The sequence below is a fragment of the Aureisphaera sp. genome (genome assembly GCF_059726885.1).
Map to the genome: position 1 here is coordinate 2,409,607 of NZ_AP041051.1, position 25,929 is coordinate 2,435,535.

20 protein-coding genes are annotated in these 25,929 nt (G+C 44.8%); 8 read left to right on the forward strand and 12 right to left on the reverse strand.

The window, feature by feature from the left end:
• Positions 1-18: 18 nt before the first annotated feature.
• Positions 19-1,554, reverse strand: coding sequence for a helicase HerA-like domain-containing protein (locus tag AC6JAD_RS10575; protein ID WP_461304870.1), 1,536 nt, complete (start codon positions 1,552-1,554; stop codon positions 19-21).
• Between the two features lie 81 nt (positions 1,555-1,635).
• On the opposite strand from AC6JAD_RS10575, the gene AC6JAD_RS10580 reads away from it, so the two are divergent.
• Positions 1,636-2,127 (forward strand): RidA family protein, encoded by a 492-nt coding sequence (locus AC6JAD_RS10580; RefSeq protein ID WP_461304869.1) that lies wholly within the window; start codon positions 1,636-1,638, stop codon positions 2,125-2,127.
• A 4-nt stretch (positions 2,128-2,131) separates the two neighbouring features.
• Here AC6JAD_RS10580 and AC6JAD_RS10585 read toward each other — a convergent pair whose 3' ends face one another.
• Together AC6JAD_RS10585 and AC6JAD_RS10590 are read right to left on the reverse strand one after the other, a co-directional pair.
• Positions 2,132-2,863, reverse strand: a complete 732-nt coding sequence (locus tag AC6JAD_RS10585; protein ID WP_461304868.1) for a phage tail-like protein — start codon at positions 2,861-2,863, stop codon at positions 2,132-2,134.
• A complete protein-coding gene (locus AC6JAD_RS10590) occupies positions 2,863-3,585 on the reverse strand; it encodes a phage tail-like protein (protein ID WP_461304867.1) in 723 nt (240 codons plus the stop codon). Before AC6JAD_RS10590 ends, AC6JAD_RS10585 begins: the two co-directional genes overlap by 1 nt.
• Positions 3,586-3,774: 189 nt before the next feature.
• On the opposite strand from AC6JAD_RS10590, the gene AC6JAD_RS10595 reads away from it, so the two are divergent.
• Positions 3,775-4,404 carry a 7-carboxy-7-deazaguanine synthase QueE gene (locus tag AC6JAD_RS10595; protein ID WP_461304866.1) on the forward strand — a complete coding sequence of 210 codons (630 nt, stop codon included), beginning with the start codon at positions 3,775-3,777 and terminating at the stop codon, positions 4,402-4,404.
• Positions 4,405-4,474: 70 nt separating this feature from the next.
• Here the strand turns inward: AC6JAD_RS10595 and AC6JAD_RS10600 are convergent, their stop codons facing one another.
• The gene (locus AC6JAD_RS10600) at positions 4,475-5,020 is read right to left on the reverse strand and encodes a DUF2911 domain-containing protein (protein WP_461304865.1); all 546 of its coding nucleotides are present in this window, start codon (positions 5,018-5,020) and stop codon (positions 4,475-4,477) included.
• Positions 5,021-5,296: 276 nt separating this feature from the next.
• Here AC6JAD_RS10600 and gyrB point away from each other — a divergent pair, with 276 nt between their 5' ends.
• The 5 genes from gyrB (at position 5,297) to secDF (ending at position 12,985) form a co-directional block, all read left to right on the forward strand.
• Complete coding sequence (gene gyrB / locus AC6JAD_RS10605; protein WP_461304864.1) at positions 5,297-7,234, forward strand: DNA topoisomerase (ATP-hydrolyzing) subunit B; 1,938 nt, start codon at positions 5,297-5,299, stop codon at positions 7,232-7,234.
• A gap of 134 nt (positions 7,235-7,368) precedes the next feature.
• Positions 7,369-8,295, forward strand: coding sequence for a malate dehydrogenase (gene mdh / locus AC6JAD_RS10610; RefSeq protein WP_461304863.1), 927 nt, complete (start codon positions 7,369-7,371; stop codon positions 8,293-8,295).
• A gap of 173 nt (positions 8,296-8,468) precedes the next feature.
• Positions 8,469-8,999, forward strand: coding sequence for a hypothetical protein (locus AC6JAD_RS10615; RefSeq protein ID WP_461304862.1), 531 nt, complete (start codon positions 8,469-8,471; stop codon positions 8,997-8,999).
• Between the two features lie 162 nt (positions 9,000-9,161).
• Positions 9,162-9,794: a hypothetical protein gene (locus AC6JAD_RS10620; protein WP_461304861.1), complete on the forward strand. Its 633-nt coding sequence runs from the start codon at positions 9,162-9,164 to the stop codon at positions 9,792-9,794.
• Between the two features lie 164 nt (positions 9,795-9,958).
• A complete protein-coding gene (gene secDF / locus AC6JAD_RS10625) occupies positions 9,959-12,985 on the forward strand; it encodes a protein translocase subunit SecDF (RefSeq protein ID WP_461304860.1) in 3,027 nt (1,008 codons plus the stop codon).
• A gap of 73 nt (positions 12,986-13,058) precedes the next feature.
• On the opposite strand, the gene AC6JAD_RS10630 is transcribed toward secDF, so the two are convergent.
• From AC6JAD_RS10630 to AC6JAD_RS10655, 6 genes are all read right to left on the reverse strand, one after another.
• Positions 13,059-13,553, reverse strand: a complete 495-nt coding sequence (locus AC6JAD_RS10630; RefSeq protein ID WP_461304859.1) for a DUF192 domain-containing protein — start codon at positions 13,551-13,553, stop codon at positions 13,059-13,061.
• Positions 13,550-14,488, reverse strand: coding sequence for a prolipoprotein diacylglyceryl transferase (lgt, locus tag AC6JAD_RS10635; protein ID WP_461304858.1), 939 nt, complete (start codon positions 14,486-14,488; stop codon positions 13,550-13,552). The genes AC6JAD_RS10630 and lgt overlap by 4 nt, the downstream gene beginning before the upstream one ends.
• Before the next feature lie 48 nt (positions 14,489-14,536).
• Positions 14,537-14,785: a membrane protein insertion efficiency factor YidD gene (yidD, locus tag AC6JAD_RS10640; protein WP_461304857.1), complete on the reverse strand. Its 249-nt coding sequence runs from the start codon at positions 14,783-14,785 to the stop codon at positions 14,537-14,539.
• Between the two features lie 16 nt (positions 14,786-14,801).
• Positions 14,802-16,286, reverse strand: a complete 1,485-nt coding sequence (cysS, locus tag AC6JAD_RS10645) for a cysteine--tRNA ligase (RefSeq protein ID WP_461304856.1) — start codon at positions 16,284-16,286, stop codon at positions 14,802-14,804.
• 54 nt (positions 16,287-16,340) lie between these two features.
• Positions 16,341-17,018: a GTP cyclohydrolase I FolE gene (gene folE / locus AC6JAD_RS10650; protein ID WP_461304855.1), complete on the reverse strand. Its 678-nt coding sequence runs from the start codon at positions 17,016-17,018 to the stop codon at positions 16,341-16,343.
• A 900-nt stretch (positions 17,019-17,918) separates the two neighbouring features.
• Positions 17,919-18,071, reverse strand: coding sequence for a hypothetical protein (locus AC6JAD_RS10655; RefSeq protein WP_497866305.1), 153 nt, complete (start codon positions 18,069-18,071; stop codon positions 17,919-17,921).
• Here AC6JAD_RS10655 and AC6JAD_RS10660 point away from each other — a divergent pair.
• The gene (locus tag AC6JAD_RS10660) at positions 18,064-23,142 is read left to right on the forward strand and encodes a T9SS type B sorting domain-containing protein (RefSeq protein WP_497866298.1); all 5,079 of its coding nucleotides are present in this window, start codon (positions 18,064-18,066) and stop codon (positions 23,140-23,142) included. The two genes, AC6JAD_RS10655 and AC6JAD_RS10660, sit on opposite strands and share 8 nt — an antisense overlap.
• Positions 23,143-23,216: 74 nt before the next feature.
• Here the strand turns inward: AC6JAD_RS10660 and AC6JAD_RS10665 are convergent, their stop codons facing one another.
• The gene (locus AC6JAD_RS10665) at positions 23,217-24,734 is read right to left on the reverse strand and encodes an OmpP1/FadL family transporter (protein WP_461305464.1); all 1,518 of its coding nucleotides are present in this window, start codon (positions 24,732-24,734) and stop codon (positions 23,217-23,219) included.
• Between the two features lie 86 nt (positions 24,735-24,820).
• On the reverse strand, positions 24,821-25,861 hold the full coding sequence (locus tag AC6JAD_RS10670) for a hypothetical protein (protein WP_461305463.1): 1,041 nt from the start codon (positions 25,859-25,861) through the stop codon (positions 24,821-24,823).
• Positions 25,862-25,929 lie beyond the last annotated feature (68 nt).

Sequence of the window (25,929 nt, forward strand, 5' to 3'; positions counted from 1 at the left end):
TTTTGTTCAGTAATGGGTTTATTTAATAAGTTTTGTTAGTATGCCCAATACACTTCTTATAACTGTAGGGCTTGTTAATACTTTTTCCAATGGGCTTCTAGTAGATCTTCTGCTTCGTGAAGAAGATCGACTTCTAGAGGAGGATTTTTTTGTAGCCTCACGCTCTTTGCGTGCTTTTTCCTTGGCTTCCTCATCATTGGCTTTTTCTATTTTTTCATTCAGTAATTCGTACGCGCTCTCCCGGTCAATTTCTTCATTGTATTTCTTAATAAGTTTAGACCCTTCCAATAAATCTTCCAATTCATCGTCTTCCAGAACATCCATTCTACTCATGGGCGCCCTAAGTAGGGTAGCAGCCAAGGGTGTTGGAATTCCTTTTTCGTTTAAGGCGGAAACCAATGCCTCACCAATTCCAAGGGAAGTTAGTACTTCGTCGGTCTTGTAATAATCGGAAAGTGGGTAATTCTCGGCCGTTAGCTTTATGGCCTTTCTGTCTTTAGCAGTGAATGCCCGCAGGGCATGCTGTACTTTAAGTCCTAACTGGCTCAAAACTGCATCAGGCACATCCGTTGGGTTCTGTGTAACAAAGTACAGGCCTACACCCTTAGATCGAATCAATTTTACAATGGCTTCTATCTGATCCAACAAAGCATCGCTTGCTTCCTTGAAAATTAGGTGTGCCTCATCAATGAAAATTACCAATTCCGGACGTCCACTATCTCCTTGTTCCGGAAAGGTGGAATATATTTCTGCCAACAAACATAACATGAAGGTTGAAAACAGTTTGGGCTTGTCCTGTATATCTGTAAGGCGCACAATGTTAATAAATCCACGCCCATTTTTATCCACGCGCAATAAATCATCCGTATCGAAAGATTTTTCGCCAAAGAACAAATCTCCCCCTTGCTGTTCCAATTCTACAATCTTGCGCAGAATAGCTCCAGCCGAAGCTGGGGATATACGACCATATTCCCTTGCAATTTCCGCTTTTCCTTCTTCCATGGAATATTGAAGTATTTTTTTGAAATCCTTCAGGTCTAACAATGGTAGTTTATTATCGTCGCAATATTTGAAAAGAATGGATATGATACCGGCTTGTGTTTCGGAAACGCCTAAGATCCGGGAAATTAATACGGGACCAAATTCACTTACGGTAGCTCGAAGGCGCACACCATCCTGTTCGGATAGCGAAAGTATTTCCACCGGAAATTCCTTGGCCTCGAAGGGTATTCCAATCGCAGTATGGCGTTCATCAATTTTTGGATGACCGGGACTGGCTTCAGCAATCCCACTTAAATCCCCTTTCATATCCATCAATAACACAGGTACCCCGGCATCGGAAAGGTTCTCAGCCAACACCTGAAGTGTTTTGGTCTTCCCAGTTCCCGTAGCCCCGGCAATAAGTCCATGACGGTTCATGGTTTTTAGGGGTATTTTTACTAGGGCATTGGTTACGGCAGTTCCATCCAACATGGCGGCACCCAAGGTTATGGCATCTCCTTTGGTCTTGTACCCTTCATTGATGTAATCGAAAAAAACATTTTGGTCGGCCATTCTCAAAAATTTTGATAAAAATAGCAATTGTCCTGCTGCTACTGAAATATTACGTAATTTACTTTTCCATAAAACTAAAAAATGAAATTCAAATACCTCCTATCATTAGTACTTCTAACTACATTTTTAAGTTGCTCGAAAGGCGTAAAGGAAGCGCCTTTGGAAACCGAAGTTTCTATTGAGGAAGTGACTCCTGTTTTCCATACCTCCCATGAACCCAAGAAACAAAATGCGCCTTTTAGCGATGTGGTTCAGGTTGGTAATACTTTTTATCTGGCAGGGCAAATAGGAATGGATCATAGCGTTCGTGAATTGGTAGAAGGAGGAATAGAAGCAGAGACTAAACAAACATTGGAAAACATTAAGGCAGTGCTATCACAGCATGGTTTGAAAATGAACGATGTGGTAAAAGCCATGGTGATTTTAGACGATATTTCAGATTTTACTGCCTTTAATGCCATCTACACAGCATATTTTCCACAAAAACCTGCGCGCACAACCTTTGCTGCTGAATCCTTGGCTCGGGGTGCCAAGATTGAAATTGAAGTGGTGGCTTACAAGTCCACCGAATAAGGGGTCAGTTTACTTTTTCAATATAGAAATTAGTGGAACCCGTGGATCGCAAGATGGCTGTACTTCCATTGGCACTCCGTACGATTTGAACTTTTATTATATCCGTAGCGGTTAAGCTCAACACTTCATTAAGGTGAAGGGAGGCCTCTTCGTGCCCGCTGTTTCTTCGTAAATATCCTGTAGAAGCATAACTACCTGTTCGTACGTCATTCACCGTTATATAAATTTCTGGGGCTTTTCTAGCATTCGTAGAATTGCTCAATAGTGATACATTGATATTAATATTGTACCGACCGTCTTCAGTTACTTGAAGTGAATTGCCAGATACGACGAAAAGGGATGAATTGTCATTCCATTCTTCCGTTCCAAAAACGGGTAGGTCAATGGCTGGGGTGTCATTAATATTGGTGCTTGTGTCGGTATTGGAAAATTTAGCCGATTGACTAATGTAGGAAGTTGATGCAGCCTCCGTATTGATCAATTCCCAAACTGGGGCTCCTGGACTTCCGGAGTTGTGCTCTAGTGCATTGTTGTCTGTGTTGTAAATAATCAAGCCATTGGCCGGATTAGACAACCCATTTCTCTCACTGGTATCAAGTCTGGGGAATAATATTCCCTCATCGGTAGAGAATACTTCGAATATAGCACTGCTTTCGACCCCGACTTTACCTATGGCCACTTGTCCTTGGGAGAAATAACTGCACAGTAAAGCAAATAATAATACTGCACTTCTCATTACATGATTTTTTCAATGTAAATATTGGAAGATCCAGCTGACCTAAGATTCACGCTGTTCACGTTGGCCGATCTTACAATATTCGCCGTTAACACCTGATTGGCCAATACTTCTATCACCTCGCGGATGTGGAGTGATGATTCTTCATGGCCATTATTGCTTCTTATATATCCTGTAGAGCTATAGGTGCCAATTTCTGTTCCGTTGAGTGCTAATCTTATCTCTGGAGCGTTTCGGTCGTTCCCGCCTACGTTAATAAGGGATACGTTAACAATGATTTCGTACCGCCCGGTTTCGGTTATGGTTACTTGATTTCCACTTACGGCAAACAATGTTGTGTTGTCGTTCCAATCTTGAGTTCCAAAAACAGGTAATGAAATTGCAGGCGTTACATTTACATCGGTAGTGGTATCCGTATTAGAATACTTCATGGAAGCTCCTGGTGCAGTCCCAGTAGATGTAAGGCTAAGGGCGCGCCAAATAGGTGTTGTGGGGCTGTTAGAATTTAATTGTATTTCATCCGAATCAGTGTTGTAAATCATCAATCCATTTATTGGATCTACAATGGCATCACGTTCTGTGGAGGTCATTCTCGGTATAAGAACGCCTTTATCACTAGCGGTAATGTCCAAAACCGATGAAGGGTCTGGGCTCGTAGTGCCTATTCCAACTTGTGCATAACAGGAAGAGGCAATGAGCAGAAACAACAGGGGTAGTTTCATAAGCAGTGCAAATTTTCTTACAAAATACGTTGTACATAATTGAAAATGAAAATGATAAAAAGTGTTTTCGTTTACTAGTTAAAAAAGTTAGATCAATGCACATAGGACGTACTCTTGTTGCTTTTAGCTTGACGGATTGTAACAAGCTTATAGGGTCTAATGCGTAATATATTTCTACCTTTGCAGCCTATGCAAGAAGAACTTCAAACTTTGGTCGACCAGGGGCAACTATTGCCATTAATGGAGGAGTTTTATACTATCCAGGGAGAGGGCTATCATAAGGGAACAGCTGCTTATTTCATTCGTGTGGGTGGTTGCGATGTGGGTTGCCATTGGTGTGATGTGAAGGAAAGTTGGAATCCCGATATCCATCCTCCTACAGCAATTGAATCTATTGCAGATAATGCAGCCAAGTATTCAAAAACCATTGTGGTTACGGGAGGAGAGCCGTTAACATGGGATATGGGGCCCCTAACGCAACTATTGAAAGGAAAGGGATTGGACGTTCATATTGAAACTTCTGGTGCCTATGCGCTTTCAGGAACTTGGGATTGGATCTGTTTATCACCCAAGAAAATGAAACTACCGAAACCCGAGGTTTATGATGCTGCGAATGAACTGAAGGTGATCGTTTACAACAAAGATGATTTCAGGTTTGCAGAAGAACAAGCGGCAAAAGTATCTAAGGATTGTAAGCTTTATTTGCAGCCCGAATGGAGCAAAAGGGATAAAATGATTCCACTCATTGTAGATTATGTAATGGAGCACCCCAAGTGGGTCGTTTCATTACAAACCCATAAGTATTTGAATATTCCTTAAAAATAAAAAACCTCAAATTGCTCATCCAAAGTGTATGGCAATTTGAGGTTTCTTCAAAAGGGTATAATGACTATTTGGTAAACGGAACCGTCACTCTGCAGTTGCCCCATCCTAGGTGCATATCTACACCGTTATCACTTTCATCAAAAACAATAGAGAAAGCCTCAATAGAGTCATCTGCGTTTGTGGCAGGTACGCTTAAACGAGCCACATCATTGGATTCATTGTAGAAATAGGATCCCCAAACATTAAGATCTGAGCTTATGATGGCGGTCCATTCCTCGTCTCCAGGGATGGCATAAAAGGTATAGGTCCCAGCTTTTACAGTGGTGTCCCCCAAATTCATGTCCGTATAGAGCGTTAGTTCGGCTGCTTCGTTTGCACCTGTGCGCCATACTTTTCCGTTGGGAGCGAGTTTGTCCAGTGAACGACCTTTTAGTTGAGGTCGGCTGTATACAATTTTTATAAGCTTGTCAGCATTTCTGTAGTCACTTGGATATGCCGCCGCATCCATAGGACTTACATCCATTTTTGAAAATTTTTGAGCCTTGGCCTCGTTGCTGAAAACAAACATAAGCGCAAGTAAAAGAGTTGTAATGATTGTTGATTTTTTCATGAGATTGTGTTTATGGAATAAAAGTAGTTGTTTTCGGTATGTCGAAATGATAATGTTATGTGAAATTTATGTCATTTTCATTAAAAATTGTGAAGGTATTTGGAACCCGTATTTTGGTTCGATTTTTTGGAGGGAAGCTTACATTTTTTTGGAAAGTATTTTTTCACAAAAATTGTTAATAACTTAAAGGTCTAAAGTAGCCAAAACCACCGATTTTATAGGGGATATCGTTATATTTGTTTGTTATTGAAAAATCGAGATAAACAACCTTTTTTTATGAGCGAAGAACAAAAGAAAACCAATTACGGTGCAGACAATATTCAGGCGCTAGAAGGAATGGAGCATGTGCGCATGCGCCCATCCATGTACATTGGAGATGTTGGGGTACGAGGATTGCACCATTTGGTATACGAAGTGGTCGATAATTCTATAGATGAGGCATTGGCAGGTCATTGTGATACTATCGATGTTACCATTGAGGAAGACGACTCAGTTACTGTAAAAGATAATGGACGGGGTATACCTGTCGATATGCATAAAAAGGAAGGCGTTTCCGCATTAGAGGTGGTAATGACCAAGATTGGTGCCGGGGGTAAATTCGATAAAGATTCCTATAAGGTTTCGGGTGGACTCCATGGAGTAGGGGTAAGTTGCGTTAATGCACTTTCCGAGCATTTAAAGGCCACAGTGCATCGCGATGGTAAAATTTGGGAGCAGGAGTATGAACGAGGGAAGACACTCTATCCTGTGAAGCCTGTTGGTACTACCGATTATAGAGGTACCATCGTTACATTTAAGCCTGACTATGAAATTTTTAAGCAAACAAGGGAATATAACTATGATACCCTTGCAAGTAGATTGCGTGAATTGGCCTATTTGAATAAAGGGATCACTATTACGCTAACCGATAAACGTCATAAAGAAGAAGGAGAATACGTTAATGAGACCTTCCATAGTGAAGAGGGATTAAAAGAATTTATTCGCTTCCTAGATGGCAACAGAGAGCCATTAATTGGAGATGTAATAGCGATGGAAGGGGAAAAGAATGGAACTCCCGTAGAAGTTGCCATGGTGTATAATACTTCTTACAGTGAAAATCTTCATAGTTATGTGAACAACATTAACACCCATGAAGGTGGAACGCACCTTAGTGGATTTAGAAGAGGATTAACCACCACTTTAAAGAAATATGCAGATGCTTCCGGAATGTTGGATAAATTGAAGTTCGATATTGCAGGAGATGATTTCCGAGAAGGGCTAACGGCCATAGTTTCCGTTAAGGTAGCAGAACCTCAATTTGAAGGGCAAACCAAGACCAAATTAGGAAACAGGGATGTAACTTCTGCCGTAAGTCAAGCCGTTTCCGAAATGCTCGAGAATTACTTGGAAGAGAATCCCAATGATGCTAAGATCATTGTACAGAAGGTGATTTTGGCAGCGCAAGCCCGTCACGCAGCCCGTAAGGCACGCGAAATGGTGCAGCGTAAAACCGTGATGAGCGGTGGAGGACTTCCAGGAAAATTGAGTGATTGCTCAGAACAAGATCCTGAAAAGTGTGAGGTATTCCTTGTGGAGGGAGATTCGGCAGGTGGTACGGCCAAGCAAGGTCGTGACCGTAATTTCCAAGCGATCCTTCCGTTACGTGGTAAGATCCTAAATGTAGAAAAGGCCATGCAGCATAAGGTGTTCGAAAATGAAGAAATCAGGAATATCTTTACGGCACTCGGGGTTACTATTGGAACCGAAGAAGACAGTAAAGCACTGAACTTGGAAAAGCTTCGTTACCATAAAATTGTCATTATGTGTGATGCCGATGTCGATGGTAGTCATATTTCCACCCTTATTTTGACGTTCTTCTTCCGTTACATGAAAGACCTAATAGAAGCGGGTCACGTGTATATAGCTACACCACCATTGTATTTGGTGAAGAAAGGAAGTAAAAAGGAATACGCTTGGGATGATGACCAACGTGACCTGATTAACCAAAAGTTTGGTGGATCTGCTGGAATACAACGATATAAAGGTCTTGGGGAAATGAATGCGGAACAGTTGTGGGAAACTACGATGAATCCTGAATTCCGGACCCTGCGTCAAGTTACCATAGATAATGGTACCGAAGCAGACCGTATCTTCTCTATGCTTATGGGAGATGAAGTACCACCACGTAGGGAGTTCATTGAGAAAAATGCAGTGTACGCAAATATTGATGCGTAGACAGAATATTGCAATCATAACAAAGCCCGTTTCACATAGAAGCGGGCTTTTCTTTTTATGGTGTTCATGCCAAAAAATACTTTAGAAAATGGTACTTTTGTACCGCTTTAAAATAAACTTACAAAATTGATCATATGAAAGTTACAGTAGTAGGTGCCGGAGCCGTGGGAGCCAGTTGTGCCGAGTACATTGCCATTAAGGATTTCGCTAGCGAAGTTGTATTGTTGGATATTAAAGAAGGTTATGCCGAAGGAAAGGCCATGGACCTGATGCAAACCGCATCTTTAAACGGTTTCGATACCAAGATTACAGGTTCTACAAGTGACTACAGCAAAACAGCTGGTAGTGATATTTGTGTAATTACTTCTGGTATTCCGAGAAAACCCGGTATGACCCGTGAGGAACTTATCGGTATTAACGCCGGTATTGTGAAGTCCGTTTCAGCTAGTTTGATCGAACATTCACCAAACACGATCATGATCGTTGTAAGTAACCCAATGGATACGATGACCTATTTAGTGCATAAGACCACTAATCTTCCAAAAAATAGAATTATTGGAATGGGTGGTGCATTGGACAGCGCACGTTTCAAATATCGCTTGGCTGAGGCTCTAGGAGCACCTATTAGTGATGTAGATGGAATGGTCATTGGAGGCCATAGCGATAAGGGAATGGTGCCACTAACCCGTTTGGCAACACGCAACAGTGTACCCGTTACCGCTTTTATTTCTGAAGAAAGACTGAACCAAGTAAAAGAAGATACCAAGGTGGGTGGAGCTACATTGACCAAATTACTTGGAACTTCTGCATGGTATGCCCCAGGAGCTGCTGTATCTGGATTGGTACAGGCAATTGCATGCGATCAGAAAAAGATCTTCCCTTGTTCCACTTACTTAGATGGGGAATATGGTCTTAGCGATCTTTGTATTGGGGTTCCTGTAGTTCTAGGAAGAAATGGAATAGAGGAAATCGTAGAATTGGAATTAAGTGATGCCGAAAGACAGCACATGACAGAAAGTGCCGCTGGTGTAAGTAAAACCAATGGTCTTTTAGAACTATAATCATTAAAATGACTATAAAATGGAAGTCCCGTAGAAATACGGGACTTTTTTTGTCAAAGTTTTCATAAAAAATGGGGGCAATTAACCATTGTCCATTAAGCAACGAAGAATTCACTATATCTTTACGTTCTTAAATTGAAAAAGAAAACTCAAAACAAATTTCAAACAACACCATGGGAAAAATTAAATATTTAGCATTTGCACTTTTAGTAAGCATTACGATAACTTCATGTAAATCGGATGATGGTGACGGTGGCGGAGGCGAACAGGCGAATACCTGTTCAGAAGCTTCTGGGCAAACAGCGCAAGGTAATTTTAGAGGGGATCAGTTTGTAACCCCGGGCGGAACTTATATTGAAGCCCCGGGAAGTGGAAACGGATTCAACTGTACCATTTATGTGAAAGCACCGAACAATACAGATTGCGTATTCCCAACCTTCGATGGAACCCAGGATACTATTCTCTTTTCTATCGATGCATTGGAGCCACAGACCTTGGTTTTGTCGGAATTGGCAGGATCCAATACCCTTAACTTTAACCGAATAGAGAACGGAACTACCACAGTAGAGTTGGCCACTTGCGGAGTATTGGAAATTACTTCGTACGATGCAGCCGCAGGGGAACTAAGGGGAACTATTATTGCCGAAGGTCAAGTTAACAGCGAAATAGACGGAAGTTTCACGCTTTCGCTTTGTGTGTTTTAAAGGAATCCATACTTAGATACCATACAGAAAGCCGCTAGATTTAGCGGCTTTTTCTTTTTTGCAACGGGAAGATGTAAACTGCTAGCAAATAGAATCCTTGAATTGATGAAGTTAGGGCGGCTCAAAGTGTGAAAACCAGTCTTTATTTTCTATATTTGGCGCATGAATTCGAAATGGTACTTTGGTGCGCTCTTTGTGGTCCTTACCTTTTTAGGTATTGGCTTGGAACAAACCAATACGCCAAATCAGGAGATCATTGTTCAGTTCGACAATGATAATGTTACAACAGAAGAAGCCCAACAGGCTATTGCCATTGTTAGGGAGCAACTACAGCTCTTGGGTGCAGAGAACATCAAGATTGGACCCTCTGCACAAGGCAAATTAAAGATTACCTATTACAGTCAGATCGATGTGGACAGCATCAAGGAAATACTTTCCGAAGATGATCCTTTCGAGTTGGGATATAATTCCTTTGCCGATAATGATGGGAAATCAGAATTTCCTTCCACCTTCGAATTGTTTAGCTATAAGCTGAATGTTAACGAGATTAAAGGAGGACTTGACCAATTAGCTGATTATACAGGCTTTGTGGTTGAGTATGAGTCTAAGACGAGCGAACATCGCTATTTCGATGCAGATATTTACTTTTCAATCGTTGAATCTGCAGTTGCCGAAAGAAATAGAATTGACAAAATTGCTTATGATGCGCAAGGTTATGCTGCGCTTTTCATTGATAATTCTTCACACAATATCCCAGAAGTAAGGGCTGGCCCTTTAACCAACTTCAATATATAGTTTTGGATATATAATCTAGAGCTACTTCAACATCTTTATGCAAAATGTCATAGGGACCTAATGGCTTATAAAAGTCATTCAATAATTCATAATCTTAATTGTCAGATACTTTGGTAAATTCTATATTTGCCCGTTTTAAAATTTGACACCAAAAAATAGTAACAATGCAAAATAAAGGACTAGTAACTGTCTTTGCGATCGTTTTTGGATTGGTGAGTTTGTACCAACTCTCCTATACGTTTATCGCGAATAAGACAGAAAGTAATGCAAAAGAATATGCCCAAAGTTTGTATGGAGCAGATCAGCCCAATGAACGAAGTGCGGCAGAAGCAGGCTATCTTGATTCGATCTCCACAATTAATCAAATGTTGGGTATCGATTACAAAACGGCCAATGAGAAACAGCTTAAGAAAGGTCTGGATCTTAAAGGAGGGGTGAACGTAATCCTTCAGATTTCGGTAAAGGATATTTTAATTGACCTTGCCAATAACAGTAGAAATGGTGCTTTTATTCAAGCATTAAACGATGCAGACGAACTTCAGAAAGATGCACAAGAGACCTACATAGAATCATTCTTCAGGGCTTTCGATGCATTGCCTGGTGAAAATAGGTTGGCATCGCCTGAGATTTTCTTTAACAGGGATCTTCAGGATGACATCAAGACGAGCGAAATGAGTAATGATGATGTGAAGCCAATCCTTAGACGTAAGGTCGAAGAAGGCATCGCATCTGCATTCGAAGTACTGCGTAAGCGTACTGACCAATTCGGTGTAACACAGCCAAATCTTCAACGTTTGGGAACTTCTGGAAGAATCTTGGTAGAATTGCCAGGAGCAAAAGACGTAGATCGTGTTATTGAATTGGTAGCCAAAAAGGCGCAATTGGAATTCTGGGAAGTAGTAAGCTTTCAAAGTATGGGGAGTTACCTTCCTCAGGCCGATAGAAAAGTAAGCGAGCTATTGGTTGCCCAAGAAGAGAAACAAGATACAGAAGCAGTAACGGATACTACAGACACTTCAGATAGTGAGATTAACGATCTATTAGATGGAGAAGAAGTAACGGAAACAGACGATCCTGCCACGCAAAGCCCTATCCTTTCCAGACAGGTATTCCCGAAAGAAGGAATCGGTAATGTAGGATTGGGAATGTTTAAGCTTCGTGATACTGCAGTGATTGGGGAGTACCTCAGAATGCCAGAAGTAAAGGCATTGTTTTCGAACGATATGCGTTACACCAAATTCCTTTGGAGTAAGCCAGAATTTAATGAAGAGATAGGTGAAGAACTTACGGGCTTGTATGCCATAAAATCCAACAGGGATGATATTGCGCAATTAAGCGGGGATGTAATCACCGATGCACAACAATCGTATACGCCCTCTGGAAAGGTATCTGTAAACATGCAGATGAATGGAGCAGGAGGTAAGATTTGGGAGCAAATGACTGAGTATGCTTACCAAAATGGAACGCAGATTGCCGTAGTATTAGATGATATCGTGTATTCTGCGCCAGGAGTAAGTAACGGAAAAATCTCTGGAGGTAGAAGTGAGATTACAGGAGATTTTACCATAAATGAAGGGCAGGATTTATCCAATGTGCTACGTGCTGGTAAATTACCTGCATCTGCAGATATTATTCAAGCAGAAGTAGTAGGGCCAACGCTAGGGCAAGAAGCTATTAGCAGTGGTTTGGTATCCTTTATTATCGCTTTGATAATTGTACTTATTTGGATGATTTTTTACTATGGTAAAGCAGGTGCTTTTGCCGATGTTGCCTTGTTGGTAAACATCTTGTTCATCTTTGGAATGCTTGCAGGTATACCCGGTGCGGTTCTTACCCTTCCTGGAATAGCAGGTATTGTACTTACCATTGGTATTTCGGTAGATGCGAACGTACTTATTTTTGAACGTATTCGGGAAGAATTGGCCAAAGGGAAGTCGCAAAGGGATTCTATTAATGATGGGTTCAGCAATGCTCTTTCATCCATTTTGGACGCCAACATTACTACAGGATTAACCGGTCTTATCTTATTGGTATTCGGTACAGGACCTATTAAAGGTTTTGCGACTACCTTGTTAATTGGTATTGCAACTTCTTTGTTCACTGCGATTTTCATCACAAGATTATTTATAGACAGCTACACCAAAAATGGGAAGTCATTGACTTGTTCTACACCTATGACGAAGAACTTCCTAAGGAATGTAAATGTAGACTTCTTGGGAAAAAGAAAAGTAGCCTATGTTATTTCAGGGATTTTAATAGCTGTTAGTTTAGGCTCCTTGTTTACGGTTGGGTTAAACCAGGGTATCGATTTCGTAGGAGGTCGTACTTATACCGTTCGTTTCGATAAAGATGTAGATGCTGTTGAGGTTCAGGAAGACCTAGTAGCGGCATTCGGAAGTGCTGAAGCGAAGACCTATGGTGGTGACAATCAGCTTAAAATCACGACTAAATTCAAAGTGAATGAAACTGGGACTGCTGTAGATAAGGAAATTGAATCAACCTTATATCAAGCCCTAGGTTCTTATTTGCCATCTGGAATGACATACGACCAATTCGTTGCAGATGACGATAATAAAGTAGCAGGACGAATGGAATACTATAAAGTAAGTCCAACCATTGCAGATGATATCAAGAAATCGTCTTTCTGGGCGGTACTTGGATCCTTGGTGGTAGTGTTCCTGTATATTTTATTACGATTTAGAAGATGGCAATTTAGTTTGGGTGCTGTGGCTGCGGTATTCCATGATGTATTGATCGTGTTGGGGATTTTCTCCCTTACCTATAGGTTCATGCCATTCAATATGGAAATTGACCAGTCGTTCATTGCGGCGATCCTTACGGTAATTGGATACTCCCTGAACGATACGGTGGTTGTGTTCGACCGTATCCGTGAGTTCTTTAATGAACATCAAAGTTGGAAAATGAATAAGATCATTAACTCCGCATTGAACAGTACATTAAGCCGTACGTTGAATACGTCCATGACTACTTTGATCGTACTTCTTACCATATTCCTTTTAGGAGCTGAATCGATCCGTGGATTGATCTTTGCTTTGATAATTGGGGTATTGGTGGGTACCTACTCATCATTGTTCATTGCAACTCCTGTATTCTACGATACCGTTAAGAAACGTGGAATCGATTTAGCCGATAAGAAAGAAGACGAGGAAGAAGAGGCTGCTGCTGCCTAACCTTCCTTTTAATTCCATAAAAAAAAGCCCAGTGAAAACTGGGCTTTTTTTATAAATACATTTTGGAAATGGGTTAATTCGAAATTTTAGAATATTCTATGGTGTCACCTGCCTCCAATCCCCATTGGTCGCTTAGGCCAGCATTGACCTCTAGGACATACATGGCTGGACTGCCAGATGGAAGGGAACTAGGATCTAATGGTTTTGCGTTTTTTGCTATACTCACCACTTCCTTATCGCTATTCAAATAAATTATATCCAGGGCGAATTCGGTGTTCTTCATATAAAACGATTTAGGTTCTTCCCTTTCAAATATGAAAAGCATACCCCGATCATTTTGCATATTTTTCCGATACATTAAACCCGTCTGGGTTTCATATTCGGATTCGGCAAATTCAATATCCAATTCGGCCAAAACGGAATCCGTTTCCTTTTTCTTCAATACGAGTTCACCTTCTTTCGTGAAAGTTACTTCACGGGTAAGTACTTTCTGTTCTTTCTTTTCATCGCAGCTATAGGACTGTAATAACATTCCTATGAAAACAGCTGCTATCCATTTTCGTTTCATGCTGTGTGCATTTTATTTTTAGATCGTACCATGAAATAGATTCCCGCAATAATAAAAGGAATACTCAACCATTGTCCCGTAGACAGGAGGGCATTGGCTCCGTCTGCAAAACCATCTTGACTCTTTTTGAAAATTTCTGCAATAAACCTTACAATAAAGAAAAGGGTTAGGAACAAACCGAATATATACCCCAGTTGCTTCCGTTTTTCAGATTTCCAGTAGATATACCATAGAAAAATAAATACCAAAAGATATCCGAACGCCTCGTATAACTGTGCTGGATGTGTCCAAGGCACCTTATTTAAAAATTCTGAAAACTCTGGATTACTTTCAATGGCGTTATAGGCTGCATCTACATTCTTCTTGCCAGTAATTCTTACCGCTTCACTTTCGTGATAGAAATTTCTTATAAACCGAACACTCAAGGGGAAGGATTCACTGGATTCCTTACCGATGATTTCTGAATTAATAAAATTGCCAATTCTAACAAATACCGATCCAATAGCAACAGGAATGATAATTCGGTCGAAAATCCACAGGATGGGTTTCTTCAATACTTTTTTGTTATATATAAACATGGCCAGTACGATAGCGATGGCAGCACCATGGCTTGCCAAGCCACGGAACCCTGTAAACTTAAATTCTGGTTTGGTTTCAAAAGGAAGGAATACCGATAGAAAATCATCCTTGAACAATTCGGGTTGATAGAAAATCACATGTCCCAATCTAGCACCTATTAAAATGGCCAGTACCATATATATAAATAAGCTATCCAGCTTTTCCAATGGTTCACCTTCCCTCTTATAGATACGCTTCATGATAAACCAACCTACGATGAAGGATATCACGAACATAAGACTATAATATTGAAGGGTAAAAAAACCAAGGTCGATTCCTGTTGGGGGGTTCCAGGTAAAACTCAAAAAGTGCATCATCGATTATTTTTTCTCCTGTAAATATAGGGAAGGCCCTAAGAATTTATGTTAATTATTCGTTTCTTTTTCCGTCTTTGAAGGAACCGGATCGTAACCAGATCCTCCCCAAGGGTGGCAACTGAAAATACGTTTGGTAGCCAAACGCATGCCGCTCCATAAACCATGTGTTTGTAATGCTTCGACCGCATAATGCGAGCATGTGGGTTGGTAACGGCAGGTTGATGGGAAAATAGGCGAAATCACCTTTTGATAGACCCTTATGAGCGCAATAAATGGAGCGATAAGAATCTTTCTCATGATTAAATGTGTTCGTTTAACTTAACGAATAGGTGGTTCCGTCTTTGCCATCTTTCAATTGAATGCCCATACCCAGTAATTGGTCCCGAATCTTATCGCTTGTGGCAAAATCCTTGTTCGCTCTTGCATCATTACGTAAGGAGATCAATAATTCGATGACCCCAGAAAGTTTTGTGGTATCACCGCTTCCTTCTACCGCGGAGTCTTCAAGTCCTAAAACCTCAAAAAGAAAATCATGCATGGTATTCTGAAGCATGGATAAGTCATCCGCAGATATGGTTGCATTGCCTTCTTTCAAGGCATTGATAAATTTTGTCGCTTCAAATAATTGAGCAATTAAAATGGGACTATTGAAGTCATCATTCATGGCATCATAACAAGATTGTCTCCAAGAGGTCACATCGAAACTGCTTTCTGAATCACTGCTTATTTCACCAAGGGAACGATAGGCATCCATGAGTCTATGGAATCCCTTTTCACTTGCTTCCAGTGCATCCTTGGAGAAATCCAAAATGCTGCGATAATGTGCCTGATACATGAAGAACTTGGCCACCGTAGGAGCAAAAGCCTTGCTTAAAATATCATTTTCCCCGCTAAACAATTCATGGGGAAGGATATTGTTTCCTGTCGATTTAGCCATCTTTTTACCGTTCAAGGTAAGCATATTGGCATGCATCCAATAGTTTACAGGCGATTGGTTATTAGAAGCTTCTGCTTGGGCAATTTCACATTCGTGATGTGGAAATTTCAGGTCCATTCCCCCGCCATGTATATCGAACTGATTGCCCAAATATTTGGTGCTCATGGCAGTACATTCCAAATGCCATCCTGGAAAACCATCGCTCCAAGGCGAAGGCCATCTCATAATATGTTGAGGTTCTGCTTTTTTCCATAAAGCAAAATCCTGTGGATTCTTTTTTTCCGTTTGGGCTGCCAATTCACGGGTATTGGCAATCATATCTTCCAGCTGCCTTCCGCTTAATTTGCCGTAATTATGATCTTCATTGAACTTTACAACATCAAAATAGACGGATCCATTCTTTTCGTAAGCATAACCCTTTTTAATAATGTCCTCAACTATTTCTATTTGTTCAATGATATGACCCGTTGCTGTGGGTTCTATGCTTGGTGGTAAGGCATTGAACTTGTTCATTACATTGTGGAAGTCTACGGAGTACTTCTGTACCACCTCCATAGGTTCCAATTGTTCAATGCGAGCCTTTTTCAGGATAGGATCGTCACCACTTTCACCATCATTTTCCAAATGCCCAGCATCGGTAATATTGCGCACATAGCGAACCTTATAACCCAAATGCTTAAGGTATCTAAAAACCAGATCGAATGACAAAAAAGTACGGCAATTCCCTAAATGAACATTGCTATAAACGGTTGGTCCGCAAACATACATGCCTATGGCACCCTCGTTAATAGGTTGAAATTTCTCTTTCTTTTTGGTAAGTGAATTGTATACAAACAATTCCTGTTGTTCGAATAGTTTCATAGATAATCCTTAGAACGTAAGATTACTTCGTGTTAAACGGAATGTAAAGGTATTTTAAAATTCGGTTTCCAGCTTGATGTAATCCAAAAATTCCCGCTTGGTATCTGGATTTTTAAACACCCCTCCAAATTCACTGGTCACGGTGCTGCTGTCAATGTCCCTGATCCCTCTAGAATTAACGCATAGATGTTTCGCATCTATAACGCAAGCCACATCTTGGGTATTCAGGATTTCTTGTAATTCCTTTACAATTTGCATGGTTAGTCGTTCCTGAACCTGCGGGCGTTTTGCGTAATAATCTACAATACGATTCATTTTGGAAAGTCCTACAACAGTTCCGTTGGAGATATAAGCAATATGAGCCTTACCAACAATTGGAAGTAAATGGTGCTCGCAGGTAGAGTAGAGGGTAATGTTTTTTTCTACCAACATCTCCCCATATTTGTATTTATTTTCAAAGGTGGAAGCCTTTGGTTTTCTATCCGGATGAAGCCCGCCAAACAACTCCTGCACAAACATCTTGGCTACCCTGCTCGGGGTGCCTTTTAGGCTGTCATCTGTAAGATCCATTCCCAACGTATTCAGGATATTGGTTACGTCTTTTTTTATGGCCGCAATCTTTTCAATATCGCTCATTTCGAACGCATCAGGCCGCAAAGGAGTACTCGAAGAAGTCCCCACATGATCGTTTCCAAGTGCCTCAATTTCTTTTAGCTGTTTTTCTAAATCCATGCGCTTTTATTAAGCCTTAATTTTTATTCAGGATGCAAAGATACGTGATTGTCTTAACTCATAAAAAACTAACAAATCCTTTTTGAACCTTTTACCGACACCCTTTGTCATAAAAATTTCTTAATTTTCGCAAATTATACCCTTTCTAGTTATGAAAAAGTTGTACCCAATCTTACCTGCGTTATTGCTATTCTTTTGCTTTTTGTTTTCTACAAATGCAATTGCTCAAGGAGGAACCTGTGTAGACATAGACCCGTTCTGTGCAGATTTAAATAACTCCCTGATTTTCCCCAATTGCCATCCCGGTGATGCCTCCTGTGTCCCTTCTGCGGAAATAGGTCCAGATTATGACTGTCTTGGATCGCAACCCTATCCTGCATGGTTTTTCTTGCAGATAGATCAAAGCGGGGATCTTGATTTTCAGATCATTCAAAATACGATGTTTGATGCTGGAGGTAATCCCATCGGAACAGGACTGGATGTTGATTTCATTTGCTGGGGTCCGTTTTTGCCAGGAGATGATCTATGCGACTATTCACAATTACAGCCTCCCAATCAGGTGGACTGTAGTTTTTCCATAGCTCCCATTGAAAACTTTACCATTACCAATGGAGTTGCAGGTGAAATCTATGTATTGGTCATTACCAATTTTGCCCAGCAACAAGGTTTTATTAAGTTGGAACAGACCAATACTGGAAATCCAGATGCTGGAAATACCGATTGCTCCATATTATTTGATGAAACTGCATGTGAAGGGGATGTGTTTACCATAGACGCTACAAACGCCGATGCTGTTTCCTACACTTGGTACTTCGAGGACCCTCTTGGCTCTGGTATTTTCGTTCCTTTTTCACCACCGGAAACTAACCCTACCCTAAATGTTACCCAAACGGGGAACTATCAAGTTGAAATATTACTCACATCGGGAGCTACCGATATTGAAATCACGGAAGTTACATTTTTCCCCAATCCTGTTATTGATTCCCCGGCCATAGATATATCCATTTGTGACACGGGAGGAATTCCTGGGGTTTTCGATTTAACGGTGAACACACCCATTGTGCTTGGACCTCAGGATCCAACGGTGTTTACGGTTACCTACTTAGATAGTGCGGGAACCGTAATTGCAACGCCCGCGGCATATCCTATTACAGGTACTAGTGAGACCATAACCGTTCAAATTGAGGATTTAGGGGCTAATTGTTCGGCCACTGATGAATTCGATATCACCTACATAGAAATTACGGATTTTGGCATGGTTCCAGATTATGTCCTTTGTGATTCTGGGGGGGATGGCAGTGAAGATATCGATTTACATGCAGAGTTTGACATCGTAGTATATAACGGTTCACCAACTTCCGATTTTGTAATTACCTATCATTTAACACAGGCAGCCGCTGATGCCGATGGGCCGGATTTGCCCAATCCAATTACCGTAGTAGGAAGTATTCCCATATTTATTCGCTACGAAAGTAATATAGATCCTACATGCTACGAAACACAAAGCTTTCAGATAACAGTTGTGCCATTGCCAATATTCAATCCAACTCCGGATCCATTAATTGTCTGCGATGCGGATAACGATGGGTTTGCCGAGTTTGATTTAACCGATGCGGATGCCGATATTACTTTAGGTGATCCAGATTTGGTCGTAACTTATCACGGAACACTCATCGATGCCGATTTAGGTCAATTACCATTGCCTAACCCGTATACAAATGATGTGCCTTACAACGATGTCCCGGTAACAGACCCTGCGGATCCACTCTATGGAACAGGTGGTGTATGGGCCAGGGTAGAAAGTGCTACCACAGGTTGTGCTGGAATTGCAAGTTTGGCCTTAGAAGTAAGGGACAGTCCTGTGGCAACTACGCCCGCAGAGCCATTGCGCCTTTGCGACGATGACGGCACCCAGGATGGGTTCACGATTTTCGATCTTACCGTGGTGTCCGCCGAAGTGCTCGGAGGTATGAGCCCAATAGAATTCGACCTGTATTGGTACGATGATCAAACAGCTGCTATAATTGCCGGAGACTTAGCACTCACAGCGCCGGATTTTTCGGCAGCAATACCAGATCCGACAAATTATTTAAATACGTCTACACCGCAAACCATTTACATTTTGGTGGTAGGTAATGCGAATAGTACAACACCAAACAATGGTACTACAGGATGTTATGATATCGTGGAGCTGGAACTTATCGTTGACCCGCTCCCTGAAGACCTGGGCCCTTTCGAGATGATGCTGTGCGACGATGAGGTAAATGGCAGTACCCCTGACGATGAAATATCCACGTTCGACCTAACGAGCCAGGACCCGTTCGTTACCGGTGGCGATGCGACACTAACGGTACAGTGGTTTGAAACATTTGCAGATGAGGCGGCGGACAACCCTATTATGGGGCCCGAAGTGTACCAGAACACATCTACTCCCCAGACGGTAATCGGCCGTGTGACCACGGAGCAGGACTGTAGCATCACCGTTACCTTAACCCTTACGGTGCTTCCTAACCCCACCCCCAATGCGTTCCCCGACCCGTTGGAGCTTTGCGACGACGATGACGACGGTATCGTCGGCGGCTTTGTCCTTACGGACCGTGACGCCCAGATCATCAACGGCGAGCCGGATGTGAATGTACTGTACTACGAGACGCTTCAGGGCGCCATCGATGCGGTGGCCGGCACCGAACTAATAAGTCCTTATACAAATACGACCCCGGGAAGCCAAATAGTATATGCCCGTGTAACGCGAAATGTTCCACCCGGTATATTACCTTGTTTTGATATCGTTGAGCTTACGCTTAACGTGATCGCCCTTCCGGACGTGCCTGACGGGGATTTCCGGGACCCTTTCCTTTCGTGCGACACTGACGGCAGCGGCCAGGCGGTCTTCGACCTTACGCTCCAGGACGCTTCGGTCCTTGGTGTTCAGGACGCCTCCGGCTTTGCCCCGATCACCTATCACACCCTTGAGGGCGACGCGCAGGCCGGGGTGAACGCGATCGACCCTGCGGACGCCTTCCCGAGCACGGGCCAGACGGTCTGGGTTCGCCTTGAGAGCCTTGTCACGGGCTGCGTCCGTGTGACGGCCTTCGAGCTGGTCGTTGGTGAGTTCCCTGCCATCGGCACGGGTGCCGACCTTTTCGAGTGCGACGACGAGGTGGGCGGCAGTACCCTTGACGACGGCCTTTCGACCTTCGACCTCACGCCCAACGGCCCTCTGATCGACCTTGGCGACGACACCCTTGTGGTGGAGTACTACGCCAGTGCTGCCGACCTTGCCGCGGGCATCCCCATAGCGGACCCCACGGCCTACCAGAACACGGCCTCCCCCCAGCAGGAGGTCTTCGCCACGGTGCGCAGCACCGAGGGCTGCACTGCCAGCAGCAGCTTTTTCATCAACGTGGAGCCCAACCCGGGCGCCATCGAGCCGGAGCCCCTGATCGCCTGCGACGACGACAACGACGGGTTCTTCAACGCCTTCGACCTTGCCTCCAAGGACGCCGAGATCGCCAACGGCGAGGCGGACGTCACGGTGAGCTACTACGAGACACTGGTGGACGCCCAGGTGGCGGACCCCGCGGATGTGCTGGTGAGCCCTTACTCCAACATAGTGCCCTTCAGCCAGGTGGTGTACGCACGGGTGGTGCGGGACACCCCCCCTGGGGTGAACCCCTGTTTCACGATCGTGGCCATGGAGCTGCGCGTGGAGCTGTTGCCCAACCCTCCGGACCCCGGGTCGTTCCTCTCCCCGATGGAGGTGTGCGATGACGACGGGGACGGTTTTGCGGTGTTCGACCTGACGCTCAACAGCGCCCCGGTGCTGGCCACCCAGGACAGCCCTGCCGACTTTCTGGAGGTGACCTATTACGAGAGCGCCCTCGATGCGGACCTTGGGACCAACGCGATCCCCCTCCCGGGCGCCTACACGAACCTTTCTAGCCCACAGACGGTCTGGGCCCGTGCCGAGAACGGCCTTACGGGCTGCTACCTTGCGACGCCCTTCGACCTGGTTGTGAACCCGCTGCCCGTGCTGGGCACCGGCCCCTTCGAGATGGCCGAGTGCGATGACGACCAGGGGGGCAGCACGCTGGACGACGGCATATCGACCTTCGACCTTACCCTGAACAACGACGCGATCACCGGGGGCAACGGCAGCTACTCCGTATCGTACTACCTGAGCGCCTCGGACCAGGATGCGGGGATCGCCATCGCGGACCCGACGTCCCACCGCAACGTGGACCCCGACGGGCAGCCGGTGAACCCACAGGACATATTCGTGAGCGTCTTCACGGGCCCCGGCTGCGAGGCCCGCACGGACCTGACCCTTAGGGTCCTCCCGAACCCTACCCCCAGCGAGCCCGAGCCCCTTGAGGTGTGCGACGGCGACGGGGACCCGGACATCGACGTATCGCCCTTCGACGGCCTCTCGGTGTTCGACCTGACGTCCAAGGACGACGAGATCATCAACGGTGAGCCCGACGTGGGCATACTGTACTACGAGGGCGCGGACCTTGCCGAGGTGGGCGACCCATTGGATGCCATAGCGGACCCCACGGCCTACCAGAACACGGTGCCGGGCGGCCAGGCGGTCTACGCCCGCGTGACCAGGGACGTCCCCCCCGGGGAGCTCCCCTGCTACACGGTGGTGGTACTGGAGCTGGTGGTCAACCCGCTGCCCGACGGCAGCGGTGATGTCAGCGACCTTGTGGCCTGCGAGTTCGCGGCCGACGGCGTTGCGGTGTTCGACCTGACCCAGCGGGACGCGGAGGCGCTCAACGGCCAGGACCCGCTGCTTTTCGGGGTGGCCTACTACCGTTCCCTGGCGGACGCCCAGTCGGGCGCCTCGCCGATACTGGACCCCTCGGCCTTTGCCAACGAGTCCAACCCACAGACGATCTACATCAGGGTGACCGACACGGCCACGGGCTGTTTCGCCGCGAGCCAGGAGGACCCCGACAGCGGGGAGGTGTCCCTGAGCTTCGACCTTGAGGTCAAGGAGGCGGCCACGGCCATGGAGCCCGCGCTGCCCTACGAGATATGCGACAACACCGGCGATAACGACGGTGTGGGCGCCTTTACCCTGCACAGCGACCCCGCCAGCCCGACGGAGCTCGACGGCGAGGCCGACGCGCTGGCGGCGGAGATACTTGCGGGCCAGGACCCGGCGGTCTACGTACTGACCTACCACGAGACGCTCGAGAACGCCGAGGCGGGGACCGATCCCCTTCCCGACGTGTACGCCAACGTGGTCAACCCCCAGGTGATCTACGCCCGGGTGACCAACCAGGCGGACCCTGAGGACCCCGACGCCTGTTTCGCCGTGGTGGAGGTACTGCTCTCTGTGGAGCGGCTCCCCACCGTGGAGCTCGAGGAGGAGTACAGGCTCTGCGTTGACAACGGGGTGGCCATCCCGGAGGAATCGGGCGACCCGTCCCCCCCGCTGATAGACACGGGCCTCGACCCGGCACTTTACATATTCTCATGGACGGTCAACGGGGAGGTGCTCCCCAATGCCGTTGAGCCCTTCCTGCTGGCCACCGAGGGCGGCAGCTACGAGGTGACCATCACCGAGGTGGAGTCGGGCTGCAGCACGACGGCCGCCACCACGGTGGTACTGTCCTCCCCCCCACAGGAGTACACGGTGGACGTGACCAGCAACGCCTTCGACGGCGAGCACATGATCGAGGCCACCGCCACGGGCGAGGGCAGCTACGAGTACCAGCTCGACGACGGCCCCTTCGAGGGGGCGGGCGAGGTGGCCCATACCTTCACCGGCGTGGAGCCGGGGCCGCACACGGTGACCATACGGGACACCAACGGCTGCGGTAGCGTGACGGTCGAGGTGGGGGTGATAGACTACCCCAGGTTCGTGACCCCGAACCAGGACGGCTTCCACGACACATGGAACATCATAGGGATCGCCAGTGGCGACCCTACGGCAAAAATTTATATATTTGACCGCTTCGGTAAGCTTCTCAAGCAGATCAGCCCGTTGGGGCCGGGCTGGGACGGTACCTATAACGGGAACCCGCTGCCCTCGAGCGATTACTGGTTCAGGGTGGAGTACACAGAGGACGAGGCAAGGAAAGAGTTCACAGGGCACTTTACCCTAAAACGATAGCACAGGCCAACGCGCCCGAACGATAAAAAGCCCCCAGAAAGGGGGCTTTTTGGTTTGCCACGGGGCATTGGCCCCTAAAGGTCGATGCCCAGGGTCAACAGGAAATTGGAAAATACGGTATCCACCGCAGCGGTATCCGTTAAACCAACCGTATATAGGGATGGATTGCTGCCCTGTTCAGTTCTTGAATAAGCAACATCCAGATGATACCCCCCAAAATTGTAGCCTAATCCCAAGGAATAACCTTGTCGTTCTCCTACCGTAGTTTCATCATTGAAAGGACTTTCTTCATAGCTAATTCCGCCTCTAAGACTTAGATTGTCGATACGGTACTCTCCACCCACTTTAAATGTAGATGCTCCTTTTAAAGAATTATCAATAATGGTATTCTCTTCACTAAAACCGGCATTGCTTTTTGGGCTAAATGTGATGCCGGAATAATCTTTATAGGAATAATCGAAACTAATTAACCCCTGTCCTCCAAAAACATAGGCTGCGCTTGCTGCCAATCTTCCAGGCGTACGCAAATTGTAATCTTGAAAAATGTTGAGAACTTGAGGATTGATTACTTCTGTCAGGATTTGCTGGTCCAATTCACGTCTCGTTCTGACGAATTGAGTGGTCTCTTCAGAAATAACATACCACGTGGGAGTGTCGTAGGTGAGCCCAACCCTAAACTCTTCAGACAGCTTTGCAATGGCTCCTATTTGTGCTGAAAAACCACCACCGACAACTGATAGGTTATTTTCGAATTCAATTAATTCGATTGAGCTATTGGCGTTCGAATTTAATTCAGAAATAAATGTGCTTTGGTCATAATCTATGGAGTGTACGTTTAGATTAAGCCCTACATAAAGATTTTCCTGATATTGCGCCCCTATATTGAATGTTATTTTAGAGTTACTCCCATTTGATAGAAGATAGTATTCTTGGTCATAATTACCACTTCCGAAATTAGGTGTGTAAACTGTGTTTCCTGGAACAGCTTCTTCAGGATCGAAGATGAATCCCTGATATCCTAAAAATGCATTTTGTGCCCGTGTTCCTTCAGTCTCACCCAAGAAGGCGTATAAATCGGAAATACTTTCTCCACTTTGTAAATCAAGTAACTGTAATTCGATGCCCTGGGCTTGTTGAGAAAAGAAACTACCGATAGAGGTATTTCCAATCCCTTTCACAAACAGGTCATTATCTAAGTTACGAGTCATATTATAATTCACGGCCAAAGTGAACTTTTGCCACTGGGAATCTTCGTAATCATTATAGAAGACAAATACGCCACCTCCTTGTCCTATGTTCACATCGGAATCTGCTGATTGCACTCCCGTACCAAAATACACGCTCGTATTGTCAACATCTGTAAATGTACCTGTTATGGAAGCTTTATTGTTTAGGAAAACGGCACTACCTGCTGGATTTATAGAGATGGCAGATAGATCTCCCCCAAGGGCTCCGAAAGCACCACTCATGGCCTGGAATCGCGCTGTACCATCATTAGTGTCCAAGCTATAACGTAGACCGTCGGTTAGGTTTTGAGCCATAATCGTTGGAGCAAAGGCCAAACATATGTATAGTAAGAATTGTTTTTTCATAGATTGATTTTTTTTTGGACATAGAAAACCCTTCATCTATATTTTTAAACATACATGCGTAGATTTTCTAAAAAAGATTTCAATTATTATCCGCGACCACGTCTTCCACCACCACGGGAGACTCCGCCACCTCTTGAACCTGAACTTCTACTTGAAGAAGGTCTAGAATAGCTGGGTCTCGACGAGCGCACTGGGCGAGAACTTCTTGTATTGCTCGGTCGCGTAGTTCGCGGTCTAGTAGTACTTGTGTTTGGCCTGGTAGTTCTTGTATTCGACCTTCTGGTGTTTCTGTCTACACTGGTTCTTGAAGTGTTTCGAACACCTCTTGTAACCCTATTTCTAGTGGTTGACCTTCCGTCACGGCCTACGTAACTCCTTCCGGATCTTCTTGCTGTTTCCGATCGGGAATAGCTATTTCTGCTAGCGACGCTGGATCTACCTCGTCGAAGTGAATTGCCTCTTTGATAGCTCTGATTGCTTCGACCCCTGTTGTAATGATGGGCGTATCCATATTGTCCTCTGTAGTATGGGCTATAAATTCCAGCATATCCGCCGAATCCAGGTGGGCAAAACCATGGGTTGTAGAATCCTCCAAATCCCCAACCAAGACCCCAGCCACCATACCAGTGACCCCAGCCCCAATAAGGTGAGTTCCATGCATTCCAACCCCAGCCCCAGCCAAGTCCCCAAGGACGATTCCAGCCTAAGCCTCCATACCAGCCTAAGCCTCCGGTATTGTAAACGTTTACTATAATATCGTCCGAATTACTTCCCCATGCTCCGTATTGCTCTTCTTGATAACTGGGTTCTTCGATAATAATATTACCTTCCTCGTCAACGGTTTCTGTTGTCGTGTAAGACTCAATATCTGTAAACACCAAATTTTCCTCAATAGGAATGTCGTCCAACTCTTGACTTTTGGTGTTGAAATACTGTTTGTAATAATTGCTTTTTCCATCCGCTGGCACTTCTTCTTCGACGACAACTTCAGCAGTTGTGCCCGAGGAATAGATTCCATCAGAATCGGAAACGGATTGGTATGAGCTACAGCTGCTTACCAAGAGGCCAATAATGGCCAGCAAACTTAGCTGCATCACATTTTTGTAGGAGGGTATTTTAATGTTCATAGCGCAGAATTTAAAATTGTTGGACTTCATAAAAATAACTAGTTTTGCCGAGAACTAATAATATTTAA